Genomic DNA, 14,605 nt, shown 5'->3' on the forward strand with positions numbered 1-14,605 from the left:
CTAGTGTGAGGATAGCGATAGAACTTCCCTCAGATCCAACAGTACGCCGCAAGAATTCTCGTCATACCGCGATCTGAGTAGTATTTTGCCTTACTCGTGAAGGAGGCCCCGTGTCGTCTAGCCCGGTAGGACTGCACCGTGTGATCACCCCGTCCGGCGTGTTGCCGCAGGCGGCGGAGAAACTCGACGCGCGTCCCGAGATCTGGCCGGACGAGGTCCGCATCGCGGTCGAGCGGCTGAACCTGGACGCCGCGTCGTACCGCCAGCTCGCCGAGGCGCACGGCGGCGACGGTACGGCGGTCCGCCAGGCGGTGCTCGACATCGTCGAGGCGCGCGGCAAGATGCAGAACCCGGTCACCGGGTCCGGCGGCATGCTCGTCGGAGTGGTCGACGAGGTCGGCCCGGAGTCGCCGCTCGGCGTCGCGCCCGGTGACCGCGTCGCGACCTTGGTCTCGCTCACGCTGACGCCGCTGCAGATCACCGACGCACTGGCGAGCTGGGACGGCAAGAGCGAGCAGGTGCCGGCCCAGGGACACGCGATTCTGTTCGCCCGGTCGATCGTCGCGAAGCTCCCGGACGACCTGAAGCCGGAGCTGTCGCTGGCTGTCATGGACGTATGCGGCGCACCGGCGCTGACCGCCCGCGTGGTGCGCCAGTATGTCGACAAAGGCACAAAGCCTGTCGTGTCAGTAATTGGCGGCGCAGGTAAAAGTGGGTCGCTGTCGCTTGCTGCAGCGCGGCACGCGGGTGCGGCCCGGACTATCGGGATCGTGCCGGTCCAGCACGAGGCCGAGAAGCTGAACGCAGCAGGGCCGGCCGACGTGGTCGCGCTTGCCGACGCGCGTGATCCGGTGGCCCTCGCTGCAGCGGTTGAGCAGGCCGGGGGACCGGCGGACATCACCGTGGTGTGCGTCGACGTACCAGGGTGCGAGCATGGCGCCGTACTGGCGACTGCGGCTGGTGGCACTGTGATCTTCTTCTCGATGGCGACGTCGTTCTCCGCCGCTGCGCTCGGTGCGGAAGGCCTGGCGGCGGACGTGACCATGCTGGTCGGCAACGGGTACGTGCCGGGGCATGCGGACTACGCGATGGAGCTGTTGCGCAGTGAGCCGGGTGTCCGCGAACTGTTCGAAAGCAGGCTGGCGGAGGATTGAGCCGTGCGCACACTTCTGACGAACGGTTCCGTCTACTCTCCCGCCGACCCGCACGCGACCGCGATCGCGTTCGACGACGGTGTGGTCACCTGGCTCGGTGACGACACCGGCGCCTCGTCGTACGCCGACGGCGCGGACGAGGTGATCGACCTCGACGGCAAGCTGGTCACGCCGGCCTTCGTCGACGCCCACGTCCACACCGCCCAGACCGGCGCGCTGCTGACCGGCCTCGACCTCACCGGTACGGCGTCGCTCACCGAAGCGCTCGACAAGCTCTCGGCGTTCGCGGCCAACCTGCCGGCCGACGCGGTGATCGACGGCGCCGGCTGGGACGAGACCAACTGGCCCGAGGGCCGCCCGCCGACGGCGGAGGAACTGGACCGGGCGGCCGGCGGTCGCCGCGTCTACGTCTCCCGAGTCGACGGCCACTCCGGCGTGATCTCGTCGGCTCTGGTGCCCGCCGCTACAGGAGTTGGGTACGACGCGACCGGCCGTGTGGAGCGCGACGCGCATCACGCCGTACGTGATCTGCTGAGCGAGCTGATCGGGCCCGACCAGCGGCGTGCCGATGTGAAGGCGGCGCTGCAGGTGATGGCGTCCCGCGGCATCGGGGCATTCCACGAGATGGCCGCGCCGCACATCGGGCCGCTGTGGGAGCTGCCGATCATTCGCGAGGTGGCCGACGAGGTCGGCCTGTCGGCGACCCTGTACTGGGGCGAGCCGGGCGCCTTCGAGCACGTGGCGACGTACGGCCTGGCCGGTCTTGCCGGCGACCTCAACGCGGACGGCGCCCTCGGATCACGTACGGCGGCCCTTCGCGAGACGTACGCCGATCGCGCCGACCACCGCGGGCATGCCTACCTGACGGCCGAGGAGATCGCCGAGCACGTCATCGCGGCGACCGAACGGAACGTGCAGGCGGGCTTCCACTGCATCGGCGACCAGGCCCTCGACAACATCGCGCGCGGCTTCGAGCTCGCCGCGGAGAAGGTGGGCGTGCAGGCTCTCGTCGCCGCGCGGCACCGGCTCGAACATGTCGAGATGCCCAGCGCGGACGTGATCGCGACGCTCGCGCGCTGTGGTGTCGTCGCGAGCGTGCAGCCGATGTTCGACGCGCACTGGGGTGGGCCGGACGACATGTACGCCGAGCGCGTGGGGGACCGGTGGCAGGGGATGAACCCGTTCGGGTCGCTGGCCCGCGCGGGCGTCGTACTGGCCTTCGGGTCGGACGCGCCGGTGACCGAGCTCGGCGGCTGGGAGGCTGTGCGGGCGGCCGCGTTCCACCACGAGCAGAGTGAGCGGATCACCGTGCGGGCGGCATTCCAGGCGCACACCCGTGGGGGTTGGCGGGCGGCCGGTATCGACGATGCCGGCGTACTCGCGCCCAGCACCGCGGCGACGTACGCGATCTGGGAGAGCGATGCAGAGCTGGTCGTCCAGACACCCGACTCGCGGGTCGCGGCCTGGTCGACTGATCCGCGGGCGGGCGTGCCGGTGCTCCCGGACCTGACTGCGGGAATTCCGACTTGCCTGCGGACGGTCGTCGGTGGCCGTGTCGTCTACGAAGCCGAGGGATGGTCCCAGAAGTGGTCACAGTGAAGAAGCTCGACCTGGATCCGGTCACCGTCCGGAAGGCGCGCAGCCTGGCGCGCAAGGCCGGGCGGCCGATCGTCAACCTGGCGCGGCAGCACACCACGGTGTCTGTCGAGCGGGCGGTCCTGCGGCTGGCCGGGCTGGCCGGCGCCGACTCCGAAGGCATCCCGTGGGTCAACCGGCTCGCGGACACGGTCCGTGCAGATGTAGGGCTCGAGCACGGTATCGCGCTCCCGGTGTGGGACGCGCTGGTGCGTGGTGACGCCGAGGACCTGAGTGTCCTTGCGCAGAAGGCGGCCTCGGGGTCCGTGACGTTCCGGTTGCCTGAAGGGCGGGACGCCGTACGGGCGCGGTCCGCGGCGCGGAAGGCGGCGGCGGCCGGGCTGAAGCGGATCGACGCGCGGCGGCGGGAGCGGGACCGGCTGATCAAGCGGCACGGGGATCCGGAGCAGCGGCCGTGGATCTACCTGATCGTTGCCACCGGCGACATCTACGAGGACATCCCGCAGGCGCAGGCGGCCGCGCGCGAGGGCGCGGACATCATCGCGGTGATCCGGTCGACCGGGCAGTCCCTGCTCGACTACGTGCCCGAAGGGGCCACCCGGGAGGGGTTCGCCGGGACCTACGCGACGCAGGAGAACTTCCGGCTGATGCGGGCCGCGCTGGACGAGTCCTCGCGCGAGCTGGGGCGGTACGTCCGGCTGACCAACTACGCGTCCGGGCTGTGCATGCCAGAGATCGCGACGCTGGCCGGGCTGGAGCGGCTGGACATGATGCTGAACGACTCGATGTACGGGATCCTGTTCCGCGACATCAACCCGATCCGCACTTTCGTCGACCAACGGTTCAGCCGACAGATCCACGCCCGCGCCGGGATCATCATCAACACCGGCGAGGACAACTACCTGACCACCGCGGACGCGGTCGAGGCCGCGCACACCGTGACCGTGTCGCAGCTGCTGAACGAGTACTTCGCCAAGGAGGCCGGGCTCGAGGACTGGCAGCTCGGGCTCGGGCACGCGTTCGAGATCAACCCGGACCTGCCGGACTCGTTCCGGCTCGAGCTCGCGCACGCGATGCTGGCCCGGCAGCTGTTCCCTGCCGCGCCGCTGAAGTGGATGCCGCCGACCCGGCACATGACCGGCGACGTGTTCCGCGGCTACCTGCTGGACGGGTTCTTCAACCTGGTCGGGGCGATGACGGGGCAGGGCATCCTGCTGGTCGGCATGATGACCGAGGCGGTGGTGACGCCGTGGATCTCCGACCGCGACCTCGCGCTGCAGAACGTCCGCTACGTGCTGGGTGCCGCCGGCAACCTTCACGAGGACTTCCGGCCGGAGCCGAACGGGTTCATCGCCTCCCGCGCCCGCCAGGTGCTGGCCGAGTCGGTCGAGCTGCTGGAGGAGATCGTCGACGACGGCCTGCTGAACGCGATCGGCGACGGCACCTTCGGCCTGATGAAGCGCCCCTCCGACGCGGGCCGCGGCCTGGATGGCGTCGCGCGCAAGTCGGGGGAGTACTACAACCCGGCGATCGAGCTGATGGAGGAGACCCAGTGACCATCATCCGGCCGTACGGCGACACCACGGGCGACGGCATGGTGCAGCTGTCGTTCACGTTGCCGGTCCCGCACGACAAGCGGGCCGAGGGCGCCGCCGTACAACTGGCGAACAAGATGGGCATGGACCCGGCGCTGGTCGTGCATGCCAAGGCGATGGGACCGGACTTCACCTTCTTCGTCGTGTACGGGCCGGTGAACCACCTGGTCGACACCAGCAAGGTCGAGGTGATCGAGCGCGACTATCCGCTGCTGTCGCCGAAGGAGGTCAACCTCGCGATCCGCAAGACGCTGCGCCGCCGGCTGACCATCGTCGGCGCATGCATCGGCACCGACGCGCACACGGTCGGCATCGACGCGATCATGAACATCAAGGGATTCGCCGGCGAGAAGGGCCTGGAGTACTACCGCGAGCTGAAGGTGGTGAACCTCGGCGCACAGGTCGCCGTACCGGAGCTGGTACGGCGGGCCCGGGCGGAGAAGGCGGACGCGATCCTGGTGTCGCAGGTGGTCACCCAGCGGGAGGCGCACGTGCTGAACACCAAGGAGATGTCGGCCGCGTTCCGCGAGGCCTACCCCGAGGACGCCCGGCCGGTACTGGTTGCCGGTGGCCCCCGTTTCACCGAGCAGATGGCCGGCGAGCTCGGGGTGGACCGGGTGTTCGGCCGCGGCACCACCCCTGGCGAGGTGGCCAGTTACCTGGTCGACGCACTCGTGACCCGACGCAAGCAGACGACCGGCAAGAGGAGCGCATAGGTGTCAAAGGCAACTATCGGGTTGAGTGTCACGCACCGGCGGTACGTGCCGTACAGCCACGCGCACTACGCCGGCAACCTGGTCGACGGCGCCTACGTGCTCGGCCTGTTCGGTGACGTCGCGACCGAGGTGTGCATCCAGGCCGACGGCGACGAGGGGCTGTTCGCGTCGTACTCCGACGTGCAGTTCCTGCAGCCGCTGCGAGCCGGCGACGTGATCGAGGTGACGGCGACGATCAGCCGGGTCGGGAACCGCAGCCGGGAGCTCGACTTCAGCGCGTCGGTGGTCTGCCGGGGCCGGCCGGACGTGTCCGAGTCGGCGGCCGAGGTGCTGGCCGAGCCGCTTGTGATCACGCGCGCAAAGGGGACCGTCGTCGTACCGGTTGGGTGACGATTGGTTGCCGTGGGTAACGGTCACGTGGAGTGCCAAGACGGCTCTGTAACGTGACTACGCTGACGGATTCTCGTTTTATCCGTACCGGGCTGGTTTTATCCGTACCGGGCAGGCGAATGTGTTACAACGGCCTCAAGGAGCCGCTGGAGAGGTTGACACCGTCGCCGCCAGCGAGCATCGTTTTGGGAGTCGTCATATCCCGTTTTATCAACGGTCACACGAAGTTCGGCCACCGGATGATCCCGCGACGCTGACCAGGCCAGTGCCAGGCCTGAGTCGACGGGGGCTGAGATCGCCGGTGGTTAGCCCCCCGCGGGGCAGAGGTGGAAGAGGCTCGGCGGCCAGTAGACAACAGCCGGACGGTGCGCAGCCAGTGCATCGACGGTTGGTCCGAAGGCGCGCCGAGCCTCTTTCCTCTTTTCTGAGACGGATTCACTTCCTCGCCCTGTGTCTATTGGTGTTCACTTTCCGCGATCGCCGCCTCCCGGCTACTGACCGGATACATTTGCTTGTCCGGGACGTTGTACGGTCGAGCGACCGGCGTCCGCCGGGTCAGTGAGGACAAGGGGTTACCGCGTGGACCGGTTGAAGGCTCTGGGACGGGTCCTGCCGCGGGTCGCCGTGGCCGTGCTCGCGGGCGCGCTGCTCGGCTTCGCCTTCGAACCGCACGACTACCCCTGGCTGACGGTCGTCGCCGTACCGCTGTTCCTGGCCGCGCTGAACGGCGCCTCGGCCAAGGCCGGATTCCTGATCGGCGCCGGGTTCGGCATCACCTACTACCTCGTCCTGGTGCCGTGGCTCAGCGTGATCGGCGGCGACGCCGCGATCGCGCTGGCGATCCTCGAGGGCCTCTTCTACGCGGTCTTCGGGGCGTTCGCGACCCAGGTGCTGAAGCTGAAGTGGTGGCCGGTCCTGATCCCGTGCCTGTGGGTCGCGACCGAGTATGCGACCGCGTCGATCCCGTTCGGCGGGTTCCCGTGGGGCCGGCTGGCGTGGGCGTTCGCCGACTCGCCGCTCGGCAAGTTGGCGTCCCTGGTCGGCATCCCGGGGCTGAGCTTCGCGATCGCGGTGCTCGGCGTGCTGGTGTACGCCGTACTGAAGCCGAAGAGCTCGCTGAAGCTCCGGGCCGTCGCGCTGGTCGCCGGGGTCGCGATCGTCGGCGGCAGCGCGCTGATCGACCTCTCGACCGAGGGCAACGGCAAGGTCGTGACCGCGGCGATGGTGCAGGGCAACGTGCCGGGCAAGGGCCTGGAGTTCCTCGGCCGCGCCCGGACCGTGACCCGCAACCACCTGAACGCGACCCTCGACCTGCAGAAGCGCGTCGCGGCAGGCACCGAGGAGAAGCCGGACATCGTCATCTGGCCGGAGAACTCGACCGACATCGACCCGTTCAAGGACGCCGAGACGAAGGCCGACATCGAGGAAGCGGTCAAGGCCGTCGACGTGCCGATCCTGGTCGGCGCCGTACTCGAAGGCCCCGGGCCGAACGAGCGGCAGACCACCGGCGTGGTGTGGGACCCGGTCAAGGGCGCGGGGCAGATCTACGCGAAGCGGCACCCGGTGCCGTTCGGCGAGTACATCCCGTTCCGCGAGCAACTGCTGCCCTACATCAAGCGGCTGGAGATGGTCGGCAGGCAGACCGCGCCCGGCACGGTGCCCGGCGTGCTGCCGATCAACGGCGTCACCTACGGCGACGTGATCTGCTTCGAGGTCGCGTACGACGACGTCGTCGAGGACGTGATGAAGGGCGGCGCCCAGATCCTGGTCGTCCAGACGAACAACGCGACGTACGGCGACACCGGCCAGCCCGAGCAGCAGTTCGCGATCACCCGGATGCGGGCGATCGAGACCGGCCGGACCGTGCTGATCGCGTCCACCAGCGGGATCTCCGGCGTGATCCAGCCGGACGGCACCGTCGAGCACAAGTCGTCACAGTTCGTGCCGGACGTGTATGTCGCCTCGGTTCCGGTGCGCGATACCAATACGCTGGCCACCACACTCGGCGGCTGGCCGCAGTGGATCCTGACCGGCCTGGGGATCCTGGGTGTGGTCCTCGCGCTGGTGGCTCGCCGCCGCCGGGCGGACCACGGCCCGGACACCCCGCCGGCGCCCACGCGCAGCCGCGAAAAGGTCCCGGCCTGAGTCAGGCCCCTTTCGGAGCCCGGTGACAGAGTTGTCACCGGGAGGCAGGAGCAGCGTGAGCACGACCCCCTTCGCGGATCTCGGCAGGATCCTGGTCATCATCCCGACGTACAACGAGGCCGAGAACATCGAGCCGATCGTGAGCCGGCTGCGCGACGCCGTACCGGAGGCCGACGTCCTGGTCGCCGACGACAACTCGCCCGACGGCACCGGTGAGCTCGCGGACAAGCTGGCCGCCAACGACGACCACGTGCACGTCCTGCACCGCAAGGGCAAGGAGGGCCTCGGCGCGGCGTACATCGCGGGCTTCCGCTGGGGCATCGAGCGCTCGTACGGCGTCCTGGTCGAGCACGACGCGGACGGGTCGCACCAGCCTGAGCAGCTGCCCCGGCTGCTGACGGCGCTGCGGGACGCGGACCTCGTGCTGGGGTCGCGGTACGTGAAGGGCGGCGAGGTGCAGAACTGGCCGAAGTCGCGCGAGATCCTCAGCCGGGGCGGCAACATCTACACCCGGCTGGCGCTCGGCGTGCCGCTGCAGGACGCCACGGGTGGGTATCGGGCGTTCCGGCGCGCAACACTGGAGGGGATCGGACTGGACGAGGTCGCCTCCGCGGGCTACTGCTTCCAGGTCGATCTGGCGTGGCGGGCGATCAAGTCCGGGTTCCGGGTGGTCGAGGTGCCGATCACTTTCGTGGAGCGCGAACGAGGTCAGTCCAAGATGTCGCGGGCGATCGTCGTCGAGGCGATGGCCCGGGTCGGCCGGTGGGGCGTTGGTCACCGGGCACGTCAGCTCCGGAGTCTTTTCAGACTGCCTTCTTCAGGCAGAAAGGGGTAGGACATGCCGTGGTTCGTGGCGCTGGCGCTGCTGGTGGTGCCGATCCTGGAGATCTACGTGATCATCCAGATCGGCCAGGTGATCGGTGGCTGGCCGACGGTCGGCCTGCTGCTCGTCGAGAGCGCGCTCGGCGCCTGGATCATCAAGCGCGAAGGCCGACGGGCCTGGAACGCGCTCCAGTCCGCGCTGCAAACCGGCAAGATGCCCGGCCGCGAACTCTCCGACGCCGCCCTGGTGCTGGTGGGCGGCACGCTGCTGCTCACCCCCGGCTTCGTCACCGACATCTTCGGCTTCTTCTTCGTCCTCCCCTTCACCCGCCCCATCGCCCGCCGGGGCTTGTCCGCCTTCCTCAGCCGCCGCCTCACCACCCAACTGGGCAGCGTCAACCTGACCGGCTTCCCGCCCGCCTCGGGCTTCGACCCGGGCACGCGGCCCACTCCACCCTCCGACGATGTGATCCAGGGTGAGGTCATCGACCCCGACCAGAAGAAGTAGTCCTTCCCACGCGCGCTACGCACGCGCACTTCGTCGCTCCGCTCCTCAACGCACCTGCTACGTCCGCTCCCACCCACCCTCCGACTTGTCGCCGGCACCTACTTGCCGGCTACCGCCGCCGACTTCCGGGCTGCCGCCCGGAGTCGCGGGGCTGTCGCCCGCTTGCTGCGCGCTGATCGCGCACGGTCGAATACCTACGCCAGCGCATCGGCGTGAGGAACTGGTGAGTGGGGCCCGCGAGGGTGTGGTGATTGGGGCCAGCGCAGTGGGCGCGTGAGCGACTGTGTTGAGTGGGCGCTCGTGGGAATGTCGTGAGTGAGGCTGTCCAGCGACCGCGTGAGCACCCGATATGGGCACAGCAGTTGCAGCTCGCCGAAACCGGACGCTGGGTGGGTAGAACGGAGTCATGGGACTGAGTGGCGATTGGCGAGACACGCGCTGGGGGCACGCTATCTATGGCGGGATCGTGCTCATCAGCGCAGGTGCCGCTGTCGCCACTGACGGTCAGTTCAGCGGGGTGGTCCGAGTGCTAGGCGTGGGCGGAGGGGCTGCTGGGGTTCTCCTGGTGGTCTATTCGGTGCTGCGACTGACGAGGCTGCTGCCGCGGCGGGGCCCAGGTCGGCGAAGGCTGGGAAAGGACGCTGATCCGCGCGAGTCCGGGCAGTAGCCGACGCACTTGTGCGGAGGCTGATTTATCCTGCCGTTGGGGCTGATTGAGGCGGGCGACATGGAGAATGCCGAGACGATTTTCCTGATCGGTCTGGGCGTGCTTCTTGTTGTGCGAGCTGTCTGGCAGTCCGTTGCGCACCGGCGGCACCTTGCCTGGATCGCCGCCTTCTCCGGCCCGGTTGCGTTGGTCGGGTTCCTGGTTGAGCGGGATTGGCCCTTCGTCGTCGGCGTTGGGCTCCTCGTGGTCGGTGAGTTCTTGTACCAGACGAACGACGAGCTCAGCCCAGCCGACCTCAAAGAGTTCCGCGAGGACATTCACATCGGCAACCGCCGGCGACGCCTGAGGCGCAGCACATCCAGCAGGGGCCGCCACACCGTCCGCGACGCGGGAAGAGGCAGGGGCCGCCACAACGCCCGTGCCGCGGGACGCTAGGCCCGCTCGGCTACCGGTGAGCGCGGCGTGGTGACTCGAGCTGGCGCAGGCGTGCGGGGATCACCGATAGTGAGTCTCGTTGGGTGAAGGTGGGATCGCTGACACGACTGGGGTGGTGCTGGTCCAAGCCTCGACCCGCGGCGCCTGGCGCGGCGCCGTGTTGCCAGGTACTGCTGGACTGATCTTCGTTGGGCTAGGCATCGTTGTCGCCTCGTCTGGCTTGATTCTGGCCGGCTTGGGCTTTGGGCTCGTTGCAACGGTGCGCGCTGTCTGGTGGGCGCGGGTTTGTTCCACGAGCCGGCTGCTGGATCGTGACGGTGCTCTGGTGTGGATGTACGGGGATGAGCTGCGAGACGCGGTGCCGTGGTCGGACCTTCGGCACGTTCTGTTTCAACGGTGGACGCGTCGGGTGATGTGGGCGGTGGGTCCACATTCAGGCGGGCCGTTCCCGTATCTCCTGATCGACTCACGGGCCGACCGGCGGCCCCCAGGGTTCCGGCATTTCGCAGAGGTCATGATCGTCGACCAATCGGGCAATGGCTGCTGCATGCCATCGGCATCGAGTGACGTACCACGGGATCGAGTCGGACTGGTAAGCCGGTGAGTCCCGTTGGCTGAAGGGGTGCTCCGGGGGCGGCCAGCGCCGTATCGTCCTGTTGGGGGTGGGGTATGGCACAGGCGTCGGGTGCGTGGTCGGGGTCGGTGGGGGAGGCCTTGCGGTGGGGGGAGGCTTCGGCGGCGTTGCGTGGGGTGGGGCAGGTGGTGGGGGAGGCGGATCTGTTTCTGGGGACCCTGCTGGCTCATCCTGATGCGGATGGGGAGATGCGGCGGCTCATCGGGTACTTCGGATTGACCGCGCGCGATCTGCTGCCGGATGACTTTCCGAAGGTGACGTTGGAGAGCCTGCGGCAGGCGGCTGCCACGGTCGGGGCGCAGAGCACCTCCAGCCTGGATCAGCGAGTCAACCAGATCTTGTCCACGGCGGATCGGCTGTCGGGCGGCAGTCGGTCGACGATCCTCGCCGATGTCGTCGGCGCCCTGCTGAGCGAGTCGACGTTCTTCAGGCAAGCTCTCCAACGGCCGATGGATCGGTCCGGGCTCTCGGTCGGCGTACTCGCCGATCGGTACGGGACCTTCCTCCGGGATCTCGACCCGCAGACCGAGGTTGCGGGGAAGAAGCTTGGTGAGTGGCTGGCAGAGAACTTCCCGCGGCGGCCGGCCAGCCTTGCCGCGTTCAGCAGTGACGTGGTGGACCCGACGGCCGACTTCATCGACATCAGCGTCGAGGCCGACGCGTTCGCCTACCTGATCTCGTCCCGCACGCTGGTGCCGCCGCTCGCGATCGGGCTGTTCGGTCAGTGGGGGAGCGGCAAGAGCTTCCTGATGGCGAAGATCCGGCACCGGATCGAGCAGCTCAGCAGCTTGGCCCGGACCAGCGACCAGGCCAAACTCGCAGTCTGGCCGAACGTCGCGCACATCGAGTTCAACGCCTGGGAGTACGTCGAGACCAACCTCTGGGCCTCGCTGCTGGACAAGATCTTCGACGAACTGGATCCGGTGGCACGGCAGAAGCTGTCGGATCGGCGGCGGCAGGCAATCCTGGCGAAACTGGACGCCAAGCAGAAGGACGTCGTCGAGGCGGAAGAGGCGCTAGAGACCCTGCAGGCCACCGAGGCCAAGGCCGCCGATGTCGTCCGGAAGAAGCAAGAGCACCTCGATGCGGTGGAGCGCACGACCGCCCAGCTCCGGGACAGCCTGATCACCCGTGAGCTCGAGGCCGGTGCCCGAGCCGCGCTGGTCGAGACGGCGGTTGCTATCGGCAAGGAAGAGCTCGGTGACGAGGTAGCGGAAGCAGTCGCCGAGGTACGGCGTGCCGCGCTGGCGAGTCGAACCAGTCCATGGCTGCAGCAGCGGTTCTGGACGGCCAAACGCATCGTCTACGTCGCACTGGCGGCGATCGCCGTACCGGTGGTGGCGTATGTCATGGACCTGCTGTCGGCTCCGCCGATCACGAGTGTGGTGGCGAGCCTCGCGCCTCTGATCCCGTTGGCGGCGCTTGCGCTCAAGGCGGCGGCAAGCTTCGCCGCGAGCCAGCAGGAAGCCTTGGTGCAAGCAGAGGAGAAGATCGACGCACAGCTCACCAAGGCCGTCACCGAGGTCAAGCAGAGCCTGACCACAGCCAACAACGAACTCGTGGCAACGCGAGAAGCCTTGACCGAGGCAGAGGCGGCGGCGGGCAAGGCTCGCGACGAGCAGGCGGAGCTGAAGCGGAAGAGCGACGCCCTGACAGTCGGGAACACGTACGTCGAGTTCCTGGCCGATCGCAAGGCCAGTGACGACTACCGCAGCCACCTCGGCCTGATCAGCAAGGTTCATGAGGACCTGCAGGATCTCGCCGACCTGACGGCCGACTTCAACAAGGAGACACGGCGGTCGGTAGGCGGTCCGCCGAACCGGATCGTGCTGTATATCGACGACCTGGATCGGTGCCCGCCGAAGAAGGTGGTCGAGGTCCTCGAGGCGGTGCATCTGCTGCTCTCGTTCCCGCTGTTCGTGGTGGTCGTCGCGGTGGACACCCGATGGCTCAGATCGGCGCTGCACGAAGCGTTGCCCGCGCTCGACGCGAGGCTCGGTGAGGCCGGAGATCAGCCGAAGGCGATGGACTACGTGGAGAAGATCTTCCAGATCCCCTTCTGGGTGGAGACCCTCGACGACGACGCCCGGCGACGCCTGCTGCGCGGCCTGCTGCTGCCTTCGGTGGCGGCGCAGCCGACCGATGCGGGTGGCGGTGGAATGAGCACTCTGAACGTCGGCAAGCGCGAGGAAGAGCTCGTGCGAACGATGCTGACGGATTTCGGCAGCTTGCTCGACCTCGATGCCAGGCCGCTTGCGCTGACTGTGGACGAGCTCGCCTTCGTCGAGTCGCTCGCGCCGCTCATGGGCGGGACTCCGCGCCGGGTCAAGCGCTTCGTGAACATCTGCCAGCTGCTGCTCGCGATGGCACCGCCGTTGTCGGCGGACGGCGACCAGCCGACCGAGCGGATGGCCACGTGTTTCATGGCAGCGCTGCACGAAGGTACGCCGTACCTCGCAAGCCGTCTCGCCCAGGTGTCGGCCGGGTTGCCGTCGAGCCCACCGGCCACGCTCTTCAGTGCCCTTGCCGCGCTCGACCCGGTCGAGCTGACTGTTGAGCGCGAGCGGGTGCAGGCGTGGTTGCGGAAGCGGCAAGAGGTCGCGGGTCCGGGGGCGGTCCCGTTCGGGATGACGCCGATGAGCAAGTTCCTGATCCGCTTCGACCTGATCCGCCGGCTGACGTTCGAAGCTACCGCCTGACGTTCGAAGCTAGTTGAACGCGAGTTTGGCGAAGCGTTCGGCCATCCGTTGGTGGGTGGGGCCGTCAGGGTGCAGGTCGTCGGGCAGGGGAAGCTCGGCGTTGTCGGCCTCGCCGTACAGCTCGCGGCCGTCGAGGTAGCGCAGGTTCGGGTCGTCGGCGGACCGTTGCGCGACGATCCGGGCCAGTTCCTCCCGGATCACGCCGAGCGTCAGCTTCCCCATCGGTACGTCGGCCGGGTCACCGGTGGCCTGGAACCGCAGCTCGCCCCGGCTCAGCGCTTCAAGGTCCCACATCGTCGGGCCGGGCGTGTCCTCGTGCATCGGACAAAGGATGGGGGAGACGACCAGCAGCGGCGTGGTCGGATGGCCGTCGCGAATGGTGTCCAGGAAACCGTGTACGGCGGGGCCGAATGCACGTCGCCGCATCACGTCGGCGTTCACCACGTTGATGCCGATCTTGACGCTGATCAGGTCGGCGGGTGTGTCCCGCATGGTGCGGGCCACGAACGGCTGGAGCAGCGCGCTGCCGCCGAAGCCCAGGTTGGTCAGCTCCAGACCGGCCAGCGAAGCGGCGCGGGTCGCCCACGTGCCGGTCGGGCTGGTCGCGTTCGAGCCGTGGCTGATCGAGCTCCCGTGGTGCAGCCAGGTCCGGCGGCCGGTTGGCGGAGCGGGTTCGACCGGCGCATTGGTGCGGAGGGCAACGAGTGCGGTGGTTTCGGTGTGCGGGAGCCAGATCTCGACAGTCTTCGACTCGTCGCTCAGGCCGGTCACGCGGACGGTTCCGGGGTCGCCGGGCTGCGTGTCGGTGGCCCCGGTGGTGAGGTCGATGGTCAGTACGTTCCCGCCTGGCACGGTCGCCTGGTCGACCAGCTTGCCGTCGACGAGCACGTCGTACACTCCATCCGGCGTACGCGGTGCGCCGGTGTAGACGCGCTTGGTCGGCAGCGTGTCGAGCTCGATCGCCGTAGCACGCGTTTGAAACAACAACCGGACTCCTGACGGCTGCGACTCCACCATCTCCAGCTGCGGATCGTCGTACTGCGCCCGAGCCCAAGCCGGCAACCGATGCGGCAGCACCCCTGCCGGCGTCCGCTCCAGGTCCAGCGCGCCACGCAGCAGGCCGTCGGTCACGGGGGTGGTGATCCAGTTCTGCATCGCCCCAGTATCGAGGACTCACCGATATTCGTAGCCACCTGACCGGAATGTGCCTAAGCTTCCAGCCACCCGGGTGCCCGCCCAACCCG

At 68.5% G+C, this 14,605-nt stretch carries 11 protein-coding genes; 10 read left to right on the plus strand and 1 reads right to left on the minus strand.

Features of this window, described 5'->3' with window-relative positions:
- The first annotated feature begins 110 nt into the window (after positions 1-110).
- The 10 genes from AB0H36_RS10990 (at position 111) to AB0H36_RS11035 (ending at position 13,361) form a co-directional block, all read left to right on the plus strand.
- A complete protein-coding gene (locus tag AB0H36_RS10990) occupies positions 111-1,154 on the plus strand; it encodes an L-erythro-3,5-diaminohexanoate dehydrogenase (RefSeq protein ID WP_360519952.1) in 1,044 nt (347 codons plus the stop codon).
- A 3-nt stretch (positions 1,155-1,157) separates the two neighbouring features.
- Positions 1,158-2,753 (plus strand): amidohydrolase, encoded by a 1,596-nt coding sequence (locus AB0H36_RS10995; protein ID WP_360519954.1) that lies wholly within the window; start codon positions 1,158-1,160, stop codon positions 2,751-2,753.
- On the plus strand, positions 2,741-4,306 hold the full coding sequence (locus AB0H36_RS11000; RefSeq protein WP_360519956.1) for a lysine 5,6-aminomutase subunit alpha: 1,566 nt from the start codon (positions 2,741-2,743) through the stop codon (positions 4,304-4,306). Before AB0H36_RS10995 ends, AB0H36_RS11000 begins: the two co-directional genes overlap by 13 nt.
- Positions 4,303-5,061 (plus strand): OAM dimerization domain-containing protein, encoded by a 759-nt coding sequence (locus AB0H36_RS11005; protein WP_360519958.1) that lies wholly within the window; start codon positions 4,303-4,305, stop codon positions 5,059-5,061. The genes AB0H36_RS11000 and AB0H36_RS11005 overlap by 4 nt, the downstream gene beginning before the upstream one ends.
- Positions 5,062-5,451, plus strand: coding sequence for a hotdog domain-containing protein (locus AB0H36_RS11010; RefSeq protein ID WP_360519960.1), 390 nt, complete (start codon positions 5,062-5,064; stop codon positions 5,449-5,451). It abuts the gene before it with no gap.
- Positions 5,452-6,030: 579 nt separating this feature from the next.
- On the plus strand, positions 6,031-7,596 hold the full coding sequence (lnt, locus tag AB0H36_RS11015) for an apolipoprotein N-acyltransferase (RefSeq protein WP_360519962.1): 1,566 nt from the start codon (positions 6,031-6,033) through the stop codon (positions 7,594-7,596).
- Between the two features lie 55 nt (positions 7,597-7,651).
- Complete coding sequence (locus AB0H36_RS11020) at positions 7,652-8,431, plus strand: polyprenol monophosphomannose synthase (RefSeq protein ID WP_360519964.1); 780 nt, start codon at positions 7,652-7,654, stop codon at positions 8,429-8,431.
- 3 nt (positions 8,432-8,434) lie between these two features.
- Positions 8,435-8,926, plus strand: a complete 492-nt coding sequence (locus AB0H36_RS11025) for an FxsA family protein (RefSeq protein ID WP_360519966.1) — start codon at positions 8,435-8,437, stop codon at positions 8,924-8,926.
- A gap of 727 nt (positions 8,927-9,653) precedes the next feature.
- A complete protein-coding gene (locus AB0H36_RS11030; RefSeq protein ID WP_360519968.1) occupies positions 9,654-10,028 on the plus strand; it encodes a hypothetical protein in 375 nt (124 codons plus the stop codon).
- A gap of 669 nt (positions 10,029-10,697) precedes the next feature.
- Entirely contained in the window at positions 10,698-13,361 is a 2,664-nt protein-coding gene (locus tag AB0H36_RS11035; protein ID WP_360519970.1) for a P-loop NTPase fold protein, read from the plus strand.
- 9 nt (positions 13,362-13,370) lie between these two features.
- Here the strand turns inward: AB0H36_RS11035 and AB0H36_RS11040 are convergent, their stop codons facing one another.
- Positions 13,371-14,516: a GDSL-type esterase/lipase family protein gene (locus tag AB0H36_RS11040; protein WP_360519972.1), complete on the minus strand. Its 1,146-nt coding sequence runs from the start codon at positions 14,514-14,516 to the stop codon at positions 13,371-13,373.
- Between the last annotated feature and the right edge of the window lie 89 nt (positions 14,517-14,605).

This window comes from Kribbella sp. NPDC050820, assembly GCF_040653975.1.
In the GTDB taxonomy this organism is placed as follows: domain Bacteria; phylum Actinomycetota; class Actinomycetes; order Propionibacteriales; family Kribbellaceae; genus Kribbella.

Bases quoted from the DNA above. Each gene is read 5' to 3' on its own strand.
- AB0H36_RS11025 (WP_360519966.1), top strand. From the start codon at position 8,435: ATGCCGTGGTTCGTGGCGCTGGCGCTGCTGGTGGTGCCGATCCTGGAG.
- AB0H36_RS11030 (WP_360519968.1), top strand. From the start codon at position 9,654: ATGGAGAATGCCGAGACGATTTTCCTGATCGGTCTGGGCGTGCTTCTT.
- AB0H36_RS11035 (WP_360519970.1), top strand. From the start codon at position 10,698: ATGGCACAGGCGTCGGGTGCGTGGTCGGGGTCGGTGGGGGAGGCCTTG.
- AB0H36_RS11040 (WP_360519972.1), bottom strand. From the start codon at position 14,516: ATGCAGAACTGGATCACCACCCCCGTGACCGACGGCCTGCTGCGTGGC.